This is a genomic window from Streptomyces sp. NPDC034086, from assembly GCF_055575515.1.
Genome location: NZ_JBVISM010000003.1, coordinates 195,244 through 210,225, shown reverse-complemented (window position 1 = coordinate 210,225; position 14,982 = coordinate 195,244). Strand labels below are relative to the sequence as shown.

Annotated in this window: 13 protein-coding genes; 12 read left to right on the top strand and 1 reads right to left on the bottom strand. The window is 74.6% G+C overall.

The window, feature by feature from the left end:
- The first annotated feature begins 184 nt into the window (after positions 1-184).
- From ACZ514_RS10855 to ACZ514_RS10820, 8 genes are all read left to right on the top strand, one after another.
- Positions 185-1,825, top strand: a complete 1,641-nt coding sequence (locus tag ACZ514_RS10855) for a polyamine aminopropyltransferase (RefSeq protein WP_468163681.1) — start codon at positions 185-187, stop codon at positions 1,823-1,825.
- A gap of 54 nt (positions 1,826-1,879) precedes the next feature.
- Positions 1,880-2,728: an SRPBCC family protein gene (locus tag ACZ514_RS10850; RefSeq protein ID WP_469124553.1), complete on the top strand. Its 849-nt coding sequence runs from the start codon at positions 1,880-1,882 to the stop codon at positions 2,726-2,728.
- A 19-nt stretch (positions 2,729-2,747) separates the two neighbouring features.
- Entirely contained in the window at positions 2,748-3,536 is a 789-nt protein-coding gene (locus tag ACZ514_RS10845) for an aldose epimerase family protein (protein WP_468163677.1), read from the top strand.
- A gap of 21 nt (positions 3,537-3,557) precedes the next feature.
- Positions 3,558-4,121 (top strand): orotate phosphoribosyltransferase, encoded by a 564-nt coding sequence (pyrE, locus tag ACZ514_RS10840; RefSeq protein WP_467890173.1) that lies wholly within the window; start codon positions 3,558-3,560, stop codon positions 4,119-4,121.
- A 301-nt stretch (positions 4,122-4,422) separates the two neighbouring features.
- Positions 4,423-5,445, top strand: a complete 1,023-nt coding sequence (gene fbaA, locus ACZ514_RS10835; RefSeq protein ID WP_388933322.1) for a class II fructose-bisphosphate aldolase — start codon at positions 4,423-4,425, stop codon at positions 5,443-5,445.
- Positions 5,446-5,723: 278 nt separating this feature from the next.
- Positions 5,724-6,602, top strand: a complete 879-nt coding sequence (locus ACZ514_RS10830) for a ScbR family autoregulator-binding transcription factor (RefSeq protein WP_469124552.1) — start codon at positions 5,724-5,726, stop codon at positions 6,600-6,602.
- Between the two features lie 77 nt (positions 6,603-6,679).
- On the top strand, positions 6,680-7,387 hold the full coding sequence (locus ACZ514_RS10825) for an AfsR/SARP family transcriptional regulator (protein WP_468163673.1): 708 nt from the start codon (positions 6,680-6,682) through the stop codon (positions 7,385-7,387).
- 103 nt (positions 7,388-7,490) lie between these two features.
- A complete protein-coding gene (locus tag ACZ514_RS10820) occupies positions 7,491-9,410 on the top strand; it encodes a helix-turn-helix domain-containing protein (protein WP_468163671.1) in 1,920 nt (639 codons plus the stop codon).
- Positions 9,411-9,455: 45 nt separating this feature from the next.
- Here the strand turns inward: ACZ514_RS10820 and ACZ514_RS10815 are convergent, their stop codons facing one another.
- Positions 9,456-10,664 carry an IS701 family transposase gene (locus ACZ514_RS10815; RefSeq protein WP_468163669.1) on the bottom strand — a complete coding sequence of 403 codons (1,209 nt, stop codon included), beginning with the start codon at positions 10,662-10,664 and terminating at the stop codon, positions 9,456-9,458.
- 275 nt (positions 10,665-10,939) lie between these two features.
- Here ACZ514_RS10815 and ACZ514_RS10810 point away from each other — a divergent pair, with 275 nt between their 5' ends.
- The 4 genes from ACZ514_RS10810 (at position 10,940) to kynU (ending at position 14,824) form a co-directional block, all read left to right on the top strand.
- The gene (locus ACZ514_RS10810) at positions 10,940-12,091 is read left to right on the top strand and encodes a CE1758 family FMN-dependent luciferase-like monooxygenase (RefSeq protein WP_469124551.1); all 1,152 of its coding nucleotides are present in this window, start codon (positions 10,940-10,942) and stop codon (positions 12,089-12,091) included.
- A 128-nt stretch (positions 12,092-12,219) separates the two neighbouring features.
- A complete protein-coding gene (locus ACZ514_RS10805; RefSeq protein WP_468163665.1) occupies positions 12,220-12,633 on the top strand; it encodes a DUF3151 domain-containing protein in 414 nt (137 codons plus the stop codon).
- Between the two features lie 129 nt (positions 12,634-12,762).
- Complete coding sequence (locus ACZ514_RS10800) at positions 12,763-13,611, top strand: tryptophan 2,3-dioxygenase family protein (RefSeq protein WP_388933342.1); 849 nt, start codon at positions 12,763-12,765, stop codon at positions 13,609-13,611.
- Positions 13,604-14,824 (top strand): kynureninase, encoded by a 1,221-nt coding sequence (kynU, locus tag ACZ514_RS10795; protein WP_468163663.1) that lies wholly within the window; start codon positions 13,604-13,606, stop codon positions 14,822-14,824. Before ACZ514_RS10800 ends, kynU begins: the two co-directional genes overlap by 8 nt.
- Positions 14,825-14,982 lie beyond the last annotated feature (158 nt).

Below are 14,982 nucleotides of genomic sequence, written 5' to 3'. Positions count from 1 at the left end.
ACGCGGCCGTGCGCGGGGACGCGGCCGTGCGTGGGGACGCCGGAGCGGTCCTCCGGGCCGACTGCTCCAGGTGGGACGGTCGCGCGCGAGCCCGCCCCGATTACTCCAACTGGCCTGACCGACACGCCACTTACACCCATGTGGGTGACAGGGTGTCGGTGGGCGGTGACGTACGGTTCGCTGCATGATCGACCGTTCCGCCCCCCGCGGGCTGCTCCCGGCGGCGGAGCCGCGGGGCGTGCAGACCGTCCACGCCGCCCTGCCCGTACGCCCGCGGACCGGCCGACTCCTCGTGCTGGCGACGGTGTTCGTCTGCGCGGCCTGCGGGCTCGTCTACGAGCTGGAGCTGCTCGCCCTCGGCTCCTACCTCATCGGCGACTCCGTCACCCAGGCGTCGGTCGTGCTGTCCGTCATGGTCTTCGCCATGGGCGTCGGCTCCCTCCTCGCCAAACGCCTGCGCCGCCGGCCCGCCCTCGGCTTCGGCGCCATCGAGGCGGCGCTCGCCCTGCTCGGGGGCTTCTCCGCCATGGCCCTGTACGCCAGCTTCGCCTGGCTCGGCGAGTCCCGGACCGCACTCGTCGCCTTCTCCTTCGGCATCGGCGTGCTCATCGGCGCGGAGATCCCGCTGCTGATGGTCCTCATCCAGCGCATCCGCAGACAGGACGCCGGCGGGGCCGTCGCCGACCTCTTCGCCGCCGACTACGTGGGCGCCCTCGTCGGCGGGCTCGCCTTCCCCTTCCTGCTGCTGCCCGTGCTCGGCCAGCTCACCGGGGCCATGCTCACCGGCACGGTCAACGCCGTCGTCGGCGGCGGGCTCGTCCTGTGGCTGTTCCGCCAGGACCTCAGCAGACGCTCCCGCTGGCTGCTGGTCACCGCCAACGCGACCGTGCTCGCCCTGCTCGCCTGCGCCACCCTCCTCGTGGACGACTTCGAACGGGCCGCGCGCACCGCCGTCTACGGCGCGGAGGTACGGGTCGCCACGCAGACCGGGGTGCAGGAGCTGGTGCTGACCGGGCCGTCCACCGGGTCCCCGCGCTCCCTCGACCTCTTCCTGGACGGCCGGCTGCGGGTCAGCGGCTACGACGAGTACCGCTACCACGAGGCCCTGGTCCACCCCGCCATGACCGGCCCGCACGCCCGCGTCCTGGTCCTCGGCGGCGGCGACGGGCTCGCCGCCCGGGAGGTGCTGCGCTACCGGGACGTCGCCTCCGTCACCGTCGTCGAGCTCGACCCCGGCGTGGTCCGCCTCGCCCGCACCGACCCCATGCTCTCCGCGCTCAACGCCCGGGCGTACGAGGACCCGCGCATGGACGTGGTCACCGAGGACGCCTTCCGCTGGCTGCGGGGACCCGCCGCCCGGCACCGGTTCGACGTCATCCTCTCCGACCTGCCCGATCCCGGCATCACCCCGAGCACGAAGCTGTACTCGCAGGAGTTCTACGGGCTCGCCGCGCGGGCCCTGACGCCGGGCGGGCGCATCGCGGTGCACGCCGGCCCCCTCACCACGCGGCCGCGTACGTACTGGACCGTCGAGTCCACGCTGCGCGCGGCCGGGCTGCTCACCACCCCCTACAGCACCGGCGGCCGGCTCTCCGGCTTCGCCGCCGGGCCCGACCGCACCCAGGGCGCGGCCGACGCGCCGCCGCAGGACTGGGGCTTCGTACTGGCCGCCCACGACCGGGTCCCCGAGCTGCGCGTGGACCGCGGCACCCCCGCCCTGCTGGCCGTGTCGACCCAGGCGCTGCGGGACGCGGCCCGGGACGCCGCCCGGGCGCGGCCGTCCGGACTGCCGCCGTCCACGCTGCCGCATCCGCGATACCACTGAGCCGGGGCGTCGTGTCCGTGTGCACGGGCGGGTCCCGTCGGTAGGCTCGACCGCATGGAGCATCAGGTGTTCGTTCCGGTACCGGCAGAAGACGTCCGCGCCGTGCTGCGTGATCCCGCCCGGGTGGCCCGCTGCGTCCCCGGGCTCCAGCAGGACGCCGACACCGCCGCCGGGCCGCCGGCCGGGCGGCTCAAGCTCCGGGTCGGCGGGCACACCGTGACCTACCGGGGCGTGCTGTCCCTCGCCGAGCGGGACCCCGACCACTTCGCCGTCGAGGGCGAGGGCACCGAGGTCCGCGGCAGCGGCGCCGTCAGCCTCGCGCTCGTGCTGCGGCTGGTGCCGTACGAGGGCGGGACCCGGCTGGAGTTCAGCGGCGGAGCCACGGCGGACGGCCGGGCCGCCGCCTTCGACCCGCAGGCCACCGCCACCGCCGCCGGACGGCTGCTCGACCGCTTCGCCGCCAACCTGGCGGGCGCGGCCGGCGCCGCGGGCGATCCGGTGGCCGAGGCAGAGGAGGCGGAGGCGGCCGGGACGGAGGCCGGGCCCCGCCCGTCGGTGTTCGACACCGAGGTGCCGCCGCCGTCGCTCGACCCCTTCCTCGACGGCGATCTGACCGAGTTCGTCTCCTTCACCGAGGCGGGGAGGGCGGAGGAGCCGGACGCCGGTCCCGCCGGTCCCGCCGGCCCCGGACGTCCGCCGGCCGAGGCGGCCCACGCCCGCCGCACGATGATCGGCCGCAGCGCGGAGGAGGTCGACCACGCGCCCCCGCGCGGCCGCTACGCCCCGGTCCCGGCCCCCTCCTCCGCCACCGGCCAGAACGGCCTGCGCTGGATCGCCCCGGCGGCGGCCCTGGCGCTGGCCTCGGCGGTCGTGGTCGGAAGGGCGTTGCGCCGGCGCCGTTGACGCGCCGTAGGGTCGCCGTATGACTACGCAACTGAGCGCCGGAGGCGCGGAACTCACCATCGATCAGGACAACGGCTGCCGGGTCGGCGGTCTGCGCGTCGACGGCCTCGAGCTGCTGCGTCAGGGACCGAAGTTCGGCTCCTTCCCGATGGTCCCCTGGTGCGGGCGGACGGCGTACGGCCGGTTCCACGACGGCGCCGAGGTCCACCAGCTGCCGCTCAACCATCCGCCGCACGCCCTCCACGGTTTCGCCCGCGACGCGGCCTGGAAGACGGCCTCCGTCGACGGCACCAGCGCGGCCTTCACCTACGACCTCGTCGACCCCTGGCCCTACGCCGGCCGGGTGACGCAGGTCTTCGAGCTGGGCGAGGACGCGCTGACGATCCGGATGGGCGTGGAGACGTACCAGGACTCCTTCCCGGCACAGGCGGGCTGGCACCCCTGGTTCAACCGGGTCCTGACGGACGGCGGGGAGCCGGCCCGGATCGGCTTCGACCCGGCCTGGCAGGAGGAACGGGACGAGGACCACATCCCCACCGGCCGCCGCATCGACCCGAAGCCCGGCCCCTGGGACGACTGCTTCGGGATGCCCTACGGGGTCGACGTCACCCTCACCTGGCCCGGACAGCTGGACCTGAGGATCACCAGCCCCGCCGAATGGGTGGTCGTCTACGACGAGCAGCCGGAGGCCGTCTGCGTCGAGCCGCAGTCGGGCCCGCCGAACGGTCTGAACACCCTCCCGCGCCTGGTCACACCGGTGGACCCGCTGGAGATCTCCACGACGTGGGCGTGGCGCCGGCTCGGCTAGCCCGCACTTAAGCTCGTTGTCATGAGTGACGTCAACGAAGTAATGCCGTCCGGCACACGCGATGCGCTTCTGCAGCAGATCAAGGACAAGGCCGTCGTGCACGGCAAGGTGACGCTTTCCTCCGGCAAGGAGGCCGACTACTACATCGACCTCCGCCGGATCACCCTCGACGGCGAGGCGGCCCCGCTGGTGGGCCAGGTCATGCTGGACCTCACCGCCGACCTCGAGTTCGACTGCGTCGGCGGCCTGACCCTGGGCGCCGACCCGGTCGCCACGTCGATGCTGCACGCCTCCGCCGCGCGCGGTGAGCGCCTGGACGCCTTCGTCGTCCGCAAGGCGCAGAAAGCGCACGGCATGCAGCGCCGCATCGAGGGCACTGATGTGAAGGGCAAGCGCTGCCTGGTGGTCGAGGACACCTCGACCACCGGCGGCTCCCCGCTGACCGCCGTCGAGGCGGTCCGCGAGGCCGGCGGCGAGGTCGTCGCCGTCGCCACGATCGTGGACCGCGGCGCGGCCGACGCGATCGCCGAGGCGGGTCTGCCCTACCTCACCGGTTACCGGCTCGGGGACCTGGGTCTGGCCTGAGCCCCGCGCTACGGCCGCGGCCGTCTCGGATCGTGGGCGTGAAGGGGTGGCGGCCGGTCGTCGACCGGGGCCGGGAGAACGGCCGGCCACGGTCCCGGAGGCCAATGCTCCGGTCCTGACCTGCGCCTTTTCGGTCGGCCGGGGTGTTTCACGTGAAACACCCCGGCCAACCCGCTGAGCGAGGGGTGACGGGCGGGGTGGAGTGTCGCGCCGAGTCTGGAAAGATAGGCGCGACGGCGACGTCGCCCCCAGGTCAGGGCCCGCAATAAGCACACTCCCCGCACATCCAAGGAGCGGACAGATGCCCATCGCAACCCCCGAGGTCTACAACGAGATGCTCGACCGGGCGAAGGCAGGCAAGTTCGCCTACCCGGCCATCAACGTCACCTCGACCCAGACCCTGCACGCTGCCCTGCGCGGCTTCGCGGAGGCCGAGAGCGACGGCATCATCCAGATCTCCACCGGCGGTGCCGAGTTCCTGGGTGGCCAGTACAGCAAGGACATGGTCACCGGCGCGGTCGCCCTGGCCGAGTTCGCGCACGTCGTCGCCGCCAAGTACGACGTCACGGTCGCGCTGCACACGGACCACTGCCCCAAGGACAAGCTGGACGGCTACGTGCGTCCGCTCCTGGAGGTGTCCGCCGAGCGCGTCGCCCGCGGCCTGAACCCGCTCTTCCAGTCGCACATGTGGGACGGCTCCGCCGAGACCCTGGCCGACAACCTGGCCATTGGCCAGGAGCTGCTCGCCAAGGCCGCGGCCGCGAAGATCATCCTCGAGGTCGAGATCACCCCGACCGGTGGCGAGGAGGACGGCGTCAGCCACGAGATCAACGACGAGCTGTACACCACCGTCGATGACGCGATCCGCACCGCCGAGGCCCTGGGCCTGGGCGAGAAGGGCCGCTACCTGCTCGCCGCCTCCTTCGGCAACGTGCACGGCGTCTACAAGCCGGGCAACGTCGTCCTGCGGCCCGAGCTGCTCAAGGACCTCCAGGCCGGCGTCGCGGAGAAGTTCGGCAAGGCCTCCCCGTTCGACTTCGTCTTCCACGGCGGCTCGGGCTCCACGCCCGAGGAGATCGCCACCGCGCTGGAGAACGGCGTCGTGAAGATGAACCTCGACACCGACACCCAGTACGCCTTCACCCGTCCGGTCGCGGACCACATGTTCCGCAACTACGACGGTGTCCTGAAGGTCGACGGCGAGGTCGGCAAGAAGTCCACCTACGACCCGCGTACCTGGGGCAAGCTGGCCGAGGCGAGCATGGCCAAGCGCGTCACCCAGGCCTGTGCCGACCTGCGTTCCACGGGCACCAAGCTGAAGTAAGCGGCGAGGACCCGCAGGGGTCCGCCGGGACCTGAAGGGGTCCGCCGGTCCGTCTCGGGCCGGCGGACCCCTTTTTCCGTACGCCCCGCGCCGTGGATCCGGCCGGTCACGGCTCGGACCGGCTGGGATCCGGCGCGGATGCTGTGCGGATTCGGTACGGATTCGCCCGAGGTGACATACGCCGGTGGACGTGGGGGGCGGCGATGGTGTGGAATCTAGGCAGAGAAACGTACCCGCCGGGATGTAATGCCGGCGGGCCAGGAGAGGCGACGCCGGCGATGAAGACAGTGCGACCCCAGGTGAAGCAGGACCGGGCGGTGCGCACGCGTCGGGCGATCCTGGAGGCGGCGGCGCTGGTGTTCGAGGAGTACGGCTACGACACGGCCAAGCTCTCGGACATCGTCAACATCGCCAAGGTCACCAAGGGCGCGCTCTACTTCCACTTCGACTCCAAGGAAGGCCTGGCCCAGGCCGTCATCGACGCGCAGAACGAGTCGCAGCCGCAGATGCGGCCGCAGCAGTACAAGGCGCAGGAGTTCGTGGACATCGGCATGGTCTTCTCGCACCAGCTGCGGCACGACGCGCTGATGCGGGCCAGCGCCCGGCTCACCCTGGACCACGCCGGCCGCAGCCTCGACCGGGTGACCCCGTACCAGACCTGGATCGAGCTGCACGTCCCCCTGCTGGAGGAGGCCCAGCGGCGCGGGGAACTGCTGCCGAACGTGGACCCGTGGATCCCGGCCCGTCTGATCGTGGGCGCGTTCGCGGGACTGAACACCATGTCGTACACGCTGGGGCTGGACCTGGACGCGCAGGTCTCGGAGCTCTACACGCACGTGATGCCCGGCGTGGTGGTCCCTGCCGTGGCGATCCGGCTGGACACGGCTCCCGGGCGGGGGGCGCGGGCGCTGTACGGACCGCAGGGCACGCACGAGTGCCGGTACGGTTGCCCGGGCGGCGTGCCGCCCCGCGAGGGCGAGGCGCCCGAGGACGCGGGCGCGGGCGCGGCCGCCGGGATGGCGCGGGCGTCCGCCGAGCGCGGCCGGGCGTCCGCCGAGGGGACCCGGGCGGCCGCCGAGGGGACCCGGGCGTCCGCCGAGGGGACCCGGGCGGCCGCCGAGGGGACCCGGGCGGCCGCCGAGGAGGTCTCCGCCTGAGACCGTCCCGTCCGCCCCCTTCCCAAAAAGATCCTTCCGGGTATGATTTTTCTGCTCGCCTGCCCAGGGAGATCACTGTGGACATTGAGGTACTCGGCACACCACGGGTCACCGAGAACGGTGTGCCCATCACGGCCCCCACGCCGGAGGCCCGGCATGTCCTGGCGGTCCTCGCCGCCTGTCCCGACCGGGTCGTGCCCGCTTCCGTCCTCGCGGACGAGCTGGCCCGCCGCGTCCCGCCCGAGCACGCCCACGCCGCCCTGCACACCGCCGTCCGCAGGCTCCGCGAGCGGTTCGCGGAGGCGCTGGGCGCCGGCTCGGTACGCACGCCCGAGACCGTGCTGTCCACGCGGCCCGGCGGGTATCTTCTCGACTCCGGCGGCGGCCGCTGCGACGTCCGCGAGTTCGAGCGCGAGGCGGGCGCCGGCTACCGGGCCATGGGGCGCGGCGACGCCGCGCAGGCCGCCGCGAGGCTCCGCCGGGCCCTGGACCTGTGGACCGGCCCCGTCCTGGACGGCATCGACGCCGGGACCTGGCTCAGCCGCCGCATCGCCTGCCTCGACGCCGACCGGCTCTCCGTGCTCGGCCAGTGGGTCGAGGCGGAACTCGCGCTCGGACGCCACCGCGAGCTGCGCCTCGCCCTCGCGGGCCTGCGCGGCGCGGGAGCGGGCCGCCCCGGTGACGCGTACCTGGCGGCCCTGCACCGGGCCGAGGCCCGGGTCGAGGCCGCCCGGACGGCCCGCCCGGCCCCCGGGCTCACCCTGAGCTGCACCGCCCGCACCTGACCCCGACTCCGGCCGCCGGGCAGCTGCTTGACCCCTCGCCCGGCGGAACCTAGGTTCGGGTCCGGGGACGGAAAACGGCTGGTCGGGTGGGGGGAGCGGCGGTATGCGCGGGGACGGGGGCGGCCCGCTGGCCGTACTGGAACTGCTCGCTGCGGACGCCCCGCAGAGCCGCTACGAGACCCTGCTCGCCGAGGCCCGCCTCGCGGGCGCGGACGAAGCCGAACTCGCCGCCCTCACCCGGGCCGTGGACCTCGCCCGCTCGGTACGGGCCCGCGCAAGCAGCGGCAAGCAGCGCGAGGCCGCGCTCACCGCCCTCGTCGACACCGCCCACGACCTGACCTCCCCGTACGACATCGACGGCCTGCTCCGCCTGATCACCCGACGGGCCAGACGCCTCCTCGGCTTCGACATGGCCTGGCTGTCGCTGAGCCGCCCGGACGGGTCCGCGTACGTGCGCACCTCCGAGGGCGAGACCACCGCGCTCAACGTCGGCCTCGAACTCGGCACCGGCCGGGGGCTCGGCAGCATCGCGCAGGCCCGCCGCTCCCCGGTGTGGACCCCGGACTACCTCGCCGACACCGGCATCGCGCACGCTCCCGGCATCGACGCCGTCGTCGAGGCGGAGGGCCTGCGCGCGATCATCGCCGTGCCGCTGCGGCGCGGGGACTCCACCCTCGGCGCCCTCTACGGATCCGACCGCGCCGTACGGGAGTTCACCCCGGACGAGATCGGCATCATGCTCTCCCTCGCCGACCTGGCCGCGGTCGCCATCGAGAAGGCCCGGCTGCTGGAGCAGACCCGCGACGAGGTCACCGAACTGGAGGCCTACGGCTCGCGCACCCACACCGCCCTCACCCGGGTCCGCCACCTGTGGGAGTGCCACGCCCGGCTGGCCGGGCTGGTCCTGGACGGCGCCGGTCTCGCCACCGTCGCCCGGGCCACCGCCGACGCGCTGGACGGGGTGCTCCAGGTGCGTGACCCGGGCGGGCGGCCGCTGACCGCGACCGGGGAACTGCCCGGCCTGGACGAGGAGGCGGTGACCAAGGGCGCCCTCCAGGCGCTCACCGACCGGCGTCCGGTGCGCCTGCCCGGCGAGCTGTGGCTGGCCCCCGTGCTGGCGGGCGCAGAGGACCTCGGGGTGCTGCTGCTCAGCGCCTCCGCGCCGCTCGCCGAGGAGGACGTACGGCTGCTCCAGCTGTCCGCCCAGTCCGTCGCCTCCCTGATGCTGATCCAGCGGGGCACGGCCGCCGCCGAGGGCCCCGTCCACGACGAACTCCTCGCGGACCTGCTGGACCGGCCGCACTCCGTCGACCTGCACCTGCTGGAGCGCACCCGCCGGCTCGGCATCGACCTCGACCGCCCGCACGTGGTGGTCGTCGCCCGGCCGGAGGGCGGCGAACTCGGCAAGGCCGTGGCCTGGGCGTCCTCGTACGCCTACCGGACGGGCGGGCTCAAGGGCGTCCGGCGGGGCTGCATCGTCCTGGTCCTGCCCGGGACCGACGCCTCCGCCGCCGCGCACCGCGCCTCCGCGGAGCTGTCGCCGCTGCTCGGCCACGCCGTGTCCACCGGGGCCGCCGGGCCGACCGGGAGCGCCGGCGAGGTGGCCCGCGTCTACGCCGAGGCCGTGCGCTGCCTGGACGCGCTGACCGCGCTCGACGGGGTGGGCGGCACCGCCTCCCTGCGCGAACTGGGCTTCCTCGGCATGCTGCTGTCCGCCGACCACGACGTGGAGTCGTTCATCGCGGGGACGATCGGTCCCGTCCTGGAGTACGACGCGGACCGGCTGACGGAGCTGACCCGCACCCTGGAGGCGTACTTCGCCTCGGGCTCCAGCCCCACCCGCGCCGCCGAGGCCCTGCACGTGCACCCGAACACCGTCTCCCGCCGCCTGGACCGCATCACCGAACTCCTCGGCCCCACCTGGCAGGAACCCGCCGGCGCCCTGGAGATCCAGATGGCCCTGCGGCTGCGCCGGACCCGCACGGTCCTGCACGACCGCCGCGCCGCCGCCGACCGGGCCTGAGGCCCCCTACCGGCCCTCCGGCACCCGCGGCGGCGGGGCGGTGCCTCACGCCGCCGCGTAGTGCTCCGTGCCGGTCAGGGCACGGGCCGCGTGCGCGACCGAGGCCAGCGTGACGTGCCGGTGCCAGCCGGGCAGGGCCCGGCCCGCGAAGTCCCGCAGGCCCGCCTCCCGTCCGCTGTGCTCGGCGGCGGAACCGACCCGCCGGCCCTGCTTCGTCAGCCGCAGCAGCGGGCCCACGGGGAGCCGTACCAGGTCCGTCAGCCACAGCTGCGCCGGAGCGCGGCGCGGGTCGGTCCACTCGCCGACCAGCAGCAGGTGGCGGCGGCGGGCCGGCGCGGGGTCGGGCATCATCACCCGCACCGCGACCGCCAGGGTGCTGCGGTGACGGCCCCCCGGGAACGCCGGGTCCGGGTCGGTCCACTCCACCGGGGTGCACAGCCCCTTCACCGCCTGCAGGACGTCCCGCGCGGGGCGCGGACCCGCGCCGTGGCCCGGCAGTGCCGGGTCGGTGACCAGCAGCGGGGTGGCCGGCCCGATGCGGGCGATGACCGGCAGTCCGGCCTCCGCGAAGCGGTTCATGGTGGAACGGCTGCCGATCCGCTGGATGTCGAGCACCACCGGGCGCCGGTTGCCGCTGCGCCGCACGGTCTCGATGACGGCGGTCGCCGCGGACTCCTCGTACGCGGCCTGGGCATCGGCCGGCTCCAGCGGTTCGGGGCCGTCGCCCTCCGGCAGGTGCATCCGCCACCCCACCGGACTGACCAGCGCCGCCGAGGCGAACCAGGTCCCGAAGGCCTGCTGCCCGCGGAACATCTGCCCCTGGTGCGGGTCGAAGCGGTGCGCCACCCCCACCGAGTGCTCCCCGCCCTTCGGGATGGCCATCGGCTGCGCCACCCACGCGGTCAGGGGGGTGGCCGCCTGGAGGAACCCGGCGAGCGAGGCGCGGATCGGCTCCCAGTCCCAGGTGGAGCCGGAGATGAAGTGGTGCATGCTCTGCTCCGCGGCGCCGCCCCCGAACTGCCCCGCGATACCGCGCATCGACTTCCGGCCGGGCAGCGCCAGCAGGCCCCGCACGTACTGCCGGCCCTTCTCCCGCTGGTCCTTGCGGCGCAGCGAGCACAGGACCGCGGAACACAGGTCGTCGGCCGCCTCGTGGACCGGGTCCCGCCGCACCGGCAGCGCCGTTCCCGCCGTGAGCGGGTCCCGCCGGACCGGCACGGCCGTTCCCGTCCCCCTGCTGTCGATGCTGCTCATGACCGCTTTCACGACATGCCCCCCTCGGCGTGCGTCCACTGCGCCTCTACCGTCCGCCGAGCACCCCTCTTCCGGGGAGGTGCGCCGGCCACCGCACTTCGCCGGAACGTGGTGGGGCCGCCACACCCCCGCCGGACTTGACGGACTGCCCGGGCGTACCTGGTCCGGTCCCCGCGCGTCGGGCACGGTCGGATCGCGGGGCCCACGGGCCGCGGTGCCGGGCCCGCCCCGGCGCGGTGCCCCGTACGGCGGCGGTGCGACACGGGAGGGGCGGGGTGCAGTTCGGCGTCTTCTCGATCGGTGAGGCCGTCCCCGATCCGTCGACCGGCCGCACGCCGACCGAGCACGAGCGGATCCGGGCCATGACCGCGCTCGCCGTGCGGGCGGAGGAGGCGGGCCTCGACGTCTTCGCCACCGGCGAGCACCACAGCCCGCCCTACGTGACCTCCTCGCCGCCGGCGCTCCTCGGCTACCTCGCCGCGCGCACCCGGCGGCTGATCCTGTCGACCGCCACCACCCTGGTCACCACCAACGACCCGGTCCGCGTCGCCGAGGAGTACGCGCTGCTCCAGCACCTGGCGGGCGGCCGCCTCGACCTGATGACGGGCCGGGGCAACACCCCGAACTGCTACCCCTGGTTCGGCCAGGACCTGCGCCAGGGCATCGCGCTGGCCCGGGAGAACTACGCCCTGCTGCACCGCCTGTGGCGGGAGGAGGACGTCGACTGGCGGGGCCGTTTCCGGGCCCGCCTCGACGGCTTCACCTCCGTGCCCCGCCCGCTGGACGGCGTACCGCCCTTCGTGTGGCACGCGTCGGCGCGTTCGCCGGAGATCGCGGAGCAGGCCGCCTCCTACGGCGACGGCTTCTTCGCGGACAACCTGTCCGCCCCCGTCGAGCAGTACGCGCGGCTGGTGGAGCTGTACCGCACCCGGTACGAGGAGCACGGCCACGGCACCGCCCGGCAGGCCGTCGTCGGGCTCGGCGGGCAGGTCTTCGTACGGCCGCGCTCGCAGGACGCGGTGCGCGCGTTCCGCCCGTACTTCGACCGGTCCCGGCCGCACGGCGGGCGCTGGTCCCTGGAGGAGTGCGCGGCCCGGACCCCGCTGGCCGTGGGCAGTCCCGGCCAGGTCATCGAGAAGGTGCTCGGCTTCCGGGAGGTCTACGGGGACTACCAGCGCCAGCTCTTCGCCGTGGACCACTGCGGGCTGCCGCTGGAGGCGGCCCTGGAGCAGGTCGACCTGCTGGGCGAGCGGATCGTGCCGGTCCTGCGCCGGGAACTGGCCGCCTCCAGGCCCGCGGGCGTGCCCGCGGCCCCCCGTCACCCGGCGGCCGGCCCGGCCCCCCGCCACCCGGTGGCCGGGCCGGATGCGGGCCGGGAGCGGCGCGCGGGCCGGGGGGCGTGCGCCGCTTCCCGGTCCGGCGCGTGACCCGGTCCCGACCGCCGCCCGGCGGCCGCCCGGCCGCGGCCCGGCCCCCGCCCGGCCGCCGCCCGGGCGCGGCCGTTCGGTCGCCGGCCGCTTCGCCGCCGGGCGCCGTCGTCGGCCAGACTGGGCCCATGTCGATTCACCAGAACCTGCTCGGGGGCCCCGCCCCCACCCACCTGCCCGACGAGCCCGCGCCCCGCGAGGCGCTCGCCGCCGGGACCGACCCGGCCGAGGTGGCCGCCGCGCACCCCACCTCCTCGCTCGCCTGGGCCGCCCTCGCCGACCAGGCGTACGCCGCCGGCCGGACGGTGGAGTCGTACGCGTACGCCCGTACCGGCTACCACCGCGGCCTCGACGCGCTGCGCCGGGCCGGCTGGAAGGGTCACGGCCCGGTGCCGTGGGAGCACGAGCCGAACCGCGGCTTCCTGCGCGCCCTGCACGCCCTGGCGCGGGCCGCCGGCGCCATCGGGGAGAAGGAGGAGTACGAGCGCTGCTCGGTCTTCCTGCGCGACTCCTCGCCGACGGCGGCGGACACGCTCGCATAACGCTGTCGAGGCTCGCCCTAGAGGGTCTCCGGGTCCCCTGCTTATGATGCGTGGCAGGGGACCGGGGCTCCACTTACCTCACCGGAAGGAGCGGACCGCTACCCGGAAGCACGTGTCGAGGAGACAGAAATGTCGCACGCCCTTGATGCCTCCGGAGCCGGTTCGGACACCCCGAACCTCGACTTCGACGGCACCACTCCGTACGAGGACTACGTCCAGGCGGACGTCCTCACCCACCTCCAGCACCTGCGCTCGGACGACCCCGGCGAGATGGTGTTCCTGGTGACGACCCAGGTCATGGAGCTGTGGTTCACGGTCATCGTCCACGAGTGGGAGACGGCCGCCCGCGCCCTGCGCGAGGACGACGTCCCCGTCGCGATGGACGCGCTGAAACGATCCCTCCGCGAGCTGGAGGCCCTGAACGCCTCCTGGCGGCCGCTGGCCCAGCTCACCCCCGCGCAGTTCAACGCGTACCGCGCGGCCCTCGGCGAGGGTTCCGGTTTCCAGTCGGCGATGTACCGCCGGATGGAGTTCCTGCTCGGTGAGAAGTCGGCGTCGATGCTGGTCCCGCACCGGGGCGCGCCGCGGGTCCACGCCGAACTGGAGAAGGCCCTCCACGAGCCCAGCCTGTACGACGAGACCCTGCGCCTGCTGGCCCGCCGCGGCCTTCCGGTTCCCCGGGCGGTCCTGGACCGGGACCTCGCCCTGCGGTACGAGCCCTCCGCCGAGGTCGAGGCCGTCTGGACGGCCCTGTACGCGGACCCGTCCGGCCCGCACGCCGACCTGCACCGCCTCGGCGAGGTGCTGACGGACGTCGCCGAGCTGGTCTGGCGCTGGCGCAACGACCACCTGGTCGCGACGCGCCGGGCGATGGGCGCGAAGACGGGAACGGGCGGCTCGGCCGGGGTGACCTGGCTGGAGAAGCGCGCGTCGAAGAACGTCTTCCCGGAGCTCTGGACGGCCCGCAGCCATGTCTGACCCCGGCCTGACCCCCCTGAACCCCATACCGGAGCTCCAGGAACGGGCCGCGAGGCTCGACGCCGAGGACGGGCTCGGCAAGCTCCGCGCGCGCTTCACCCTCCCCGAGGGGGTCGTCTACCTCGACGGGAACTCCCTCGGCGCGCTGCCGGCGGGCGTTCCCGGCGCCGTGGCCGACGTCGTGCGGCGCCAGTGGGGCGAACTCCTCATCCGTTCCTGGGACGAGAGCGGCTGGTGGACCGCCCCGCAGCGGATCGGCGACCGCATCGCCCCGCTGATCGGCGCCGCCCCCGGTCAGGTGACCGTCGGCGACTCCACCAGCGTCAACCTCTTCAAGGCGCTGGTCGGCGCCGCCCGCCTGGCGGCGCCCGGCCGGACCCGGATGCTGGTCGACGCCACCACCTTCCCGACGGACGGCTACATCGCCGCGTCCGCCGCCCGGATGACCGGCCTCGAACTCGTCCCGGTCGATCCGGCCGACGCGGCCGGCGCCTTCGGCGACGACACCGCCGTGGTGCTGCTCAACCACGTCGACTACCGCACCGGCCGGCTGCACGACCTGCCCGCCCTCACCGGCGCCGCGCACGCCGCGGGCGCGCTGATCGTGTGGGACCTGTGCCACAGCGCCGGAGCCCTGCCCGTCGGCCTCGACGCGCACTCCGTCGACCTCGCGGTGGGCTGTACGTACAAGTACCTGAACGGCGGCCCCGGTTCCCCGGCCTACATCTACGTGGCCGAGCGGCACCAGGGGGCCTTCGACTCCCCGCTGCCCGGCTGGAACGGCCACGCCGAGCCCTTCGCGATGACCCCGGAGTACGTCCCCGCCGACGGTGCGGCCCGGGTGCGGGTCGGGACCCCGGACATCCTGTCCATGCTGGCGCTGGAGTCGGCCCTCGACGCCTGGGAGGGCGTCGGCATCGAGGAGGTGCGCGCCAAGTCCCTCGCGCTGACCGACTTCTTCCTCGAGTGCGTGGCCGCGTACGTCCCGGCGGGGCGGGTCGAGCCGGTGACCCCGGCCGAGCACGGCCGGCGCGGCAGCCAGGTCTCGCTGCGGGCCGAGGGTGCCCGCGAGGTGATGGCCGAGCTCATCTCGCGGGGTGTCGTCGGGGACTTCCGCGCCCCCGACGTCCTGCGGTTCGGGTTCACGCCGCTCTACGTCGGCTTCGCCGACGTGGAGCGCGCGGCGCGCACACTGGGTCACGTTTTCGGGTGACGCGGTAGCGAAACGTCACACCGCGGGGCGGGCGGGGCTACGGCTCCGCCCGCCTCCGTGCGGGCCCGGTCCGGCGGCCGGCGGGGCGTGCGGGGCTGGTACGGTCCCGCTCTGTCGGAACACCGGAACATCTGTCCCCCCTGTCCCACGCGTTACCG

What these genes read in the sequence shown, in the direction of transcription:
- fbaA (WP_388933322.1), top strand. Translation starts at nt 4,423, where the DNA reads ATGCCCATCGCAACCCCCGAGGTCTACAACGAGATGCTCGACCGGGCG.
- ACZ514_RS10800 (WP_388933342.1), top strand. Translation starts at nt 12,763, where the DNA reads ATGTCGCACGCCCTTGATGCCTCCGGAGCCGGTTCGGACACCCCGAAC.
- ACZ514_RS10845 (WP_468163677.1), top strand. Translation starts at nt 2,748, where the DNA reads ATGACTACGCAACTGAGCGCCGGAGGCGCGGAACTCACCATCGATCAG.
- ACZ514_RS10830 (WP_469124552.1), top strand. Translation starts at nt 5,724, where the DNA reads ATGAAGACAGTGCGACCCCAGGTGAAGCAGGACCGGGCGGTGCGCACG.
- ACZ514_RS10820 (WP_468163671.1), top strand. Translation starts at nt 7,491, where the DNA reads ATGCGCGGGGACGGGGGCGGCCCGCTGGCCGTACTGGAACTGCTCGCT.
- ACZ514_RS10805 (WP_468163665.1), top strand. Translation starts at nt 12,220, where the DNA reads ATGTCGATTCACCAGAACCTGCTCGGGGGCCCCGCCCCCACCCACCTG.
- pyrE (WP_467890173.1), top strand. Translation starts at nt 3,558, where the DNA reads ATGAGTGACGTCAACGAAGTAATGCCGTCCGGCACACGCGATGCGCTT.
- ACZ514_RS10815 (WP_468163669.1), bottom strand. Translation starts at nt 10,664, where the DNA reads ATGAGCAGCATCGACAGCAGGGGGACGGGAACGGCCGTGCCGGTCCGG.
- ACZ514_RS10855 (WP_468163681.1), top strand. Translation starts at nt 185, where the DNA reads ATGATCGACCGTTCCGCCCCCCGCGGGCTGCTCCCGGCGGCGGAGCCG.
- kynU (WP_468163663.1), top strand. Translation starts at nt 13,604, where the DNA reads ATGTCTGACCCCGGCCTGACCCCCCTGAACCCCATACCGGAGCTCCAG.
- ACZ514_RS10850 (WP_469124553.1), top strand. Translation starts at nt 1,880, where the DNA reads ATGGAGCATCAGGTGTTCGTTCCGGTACCGGCAGAAGACGTCCGCGCC.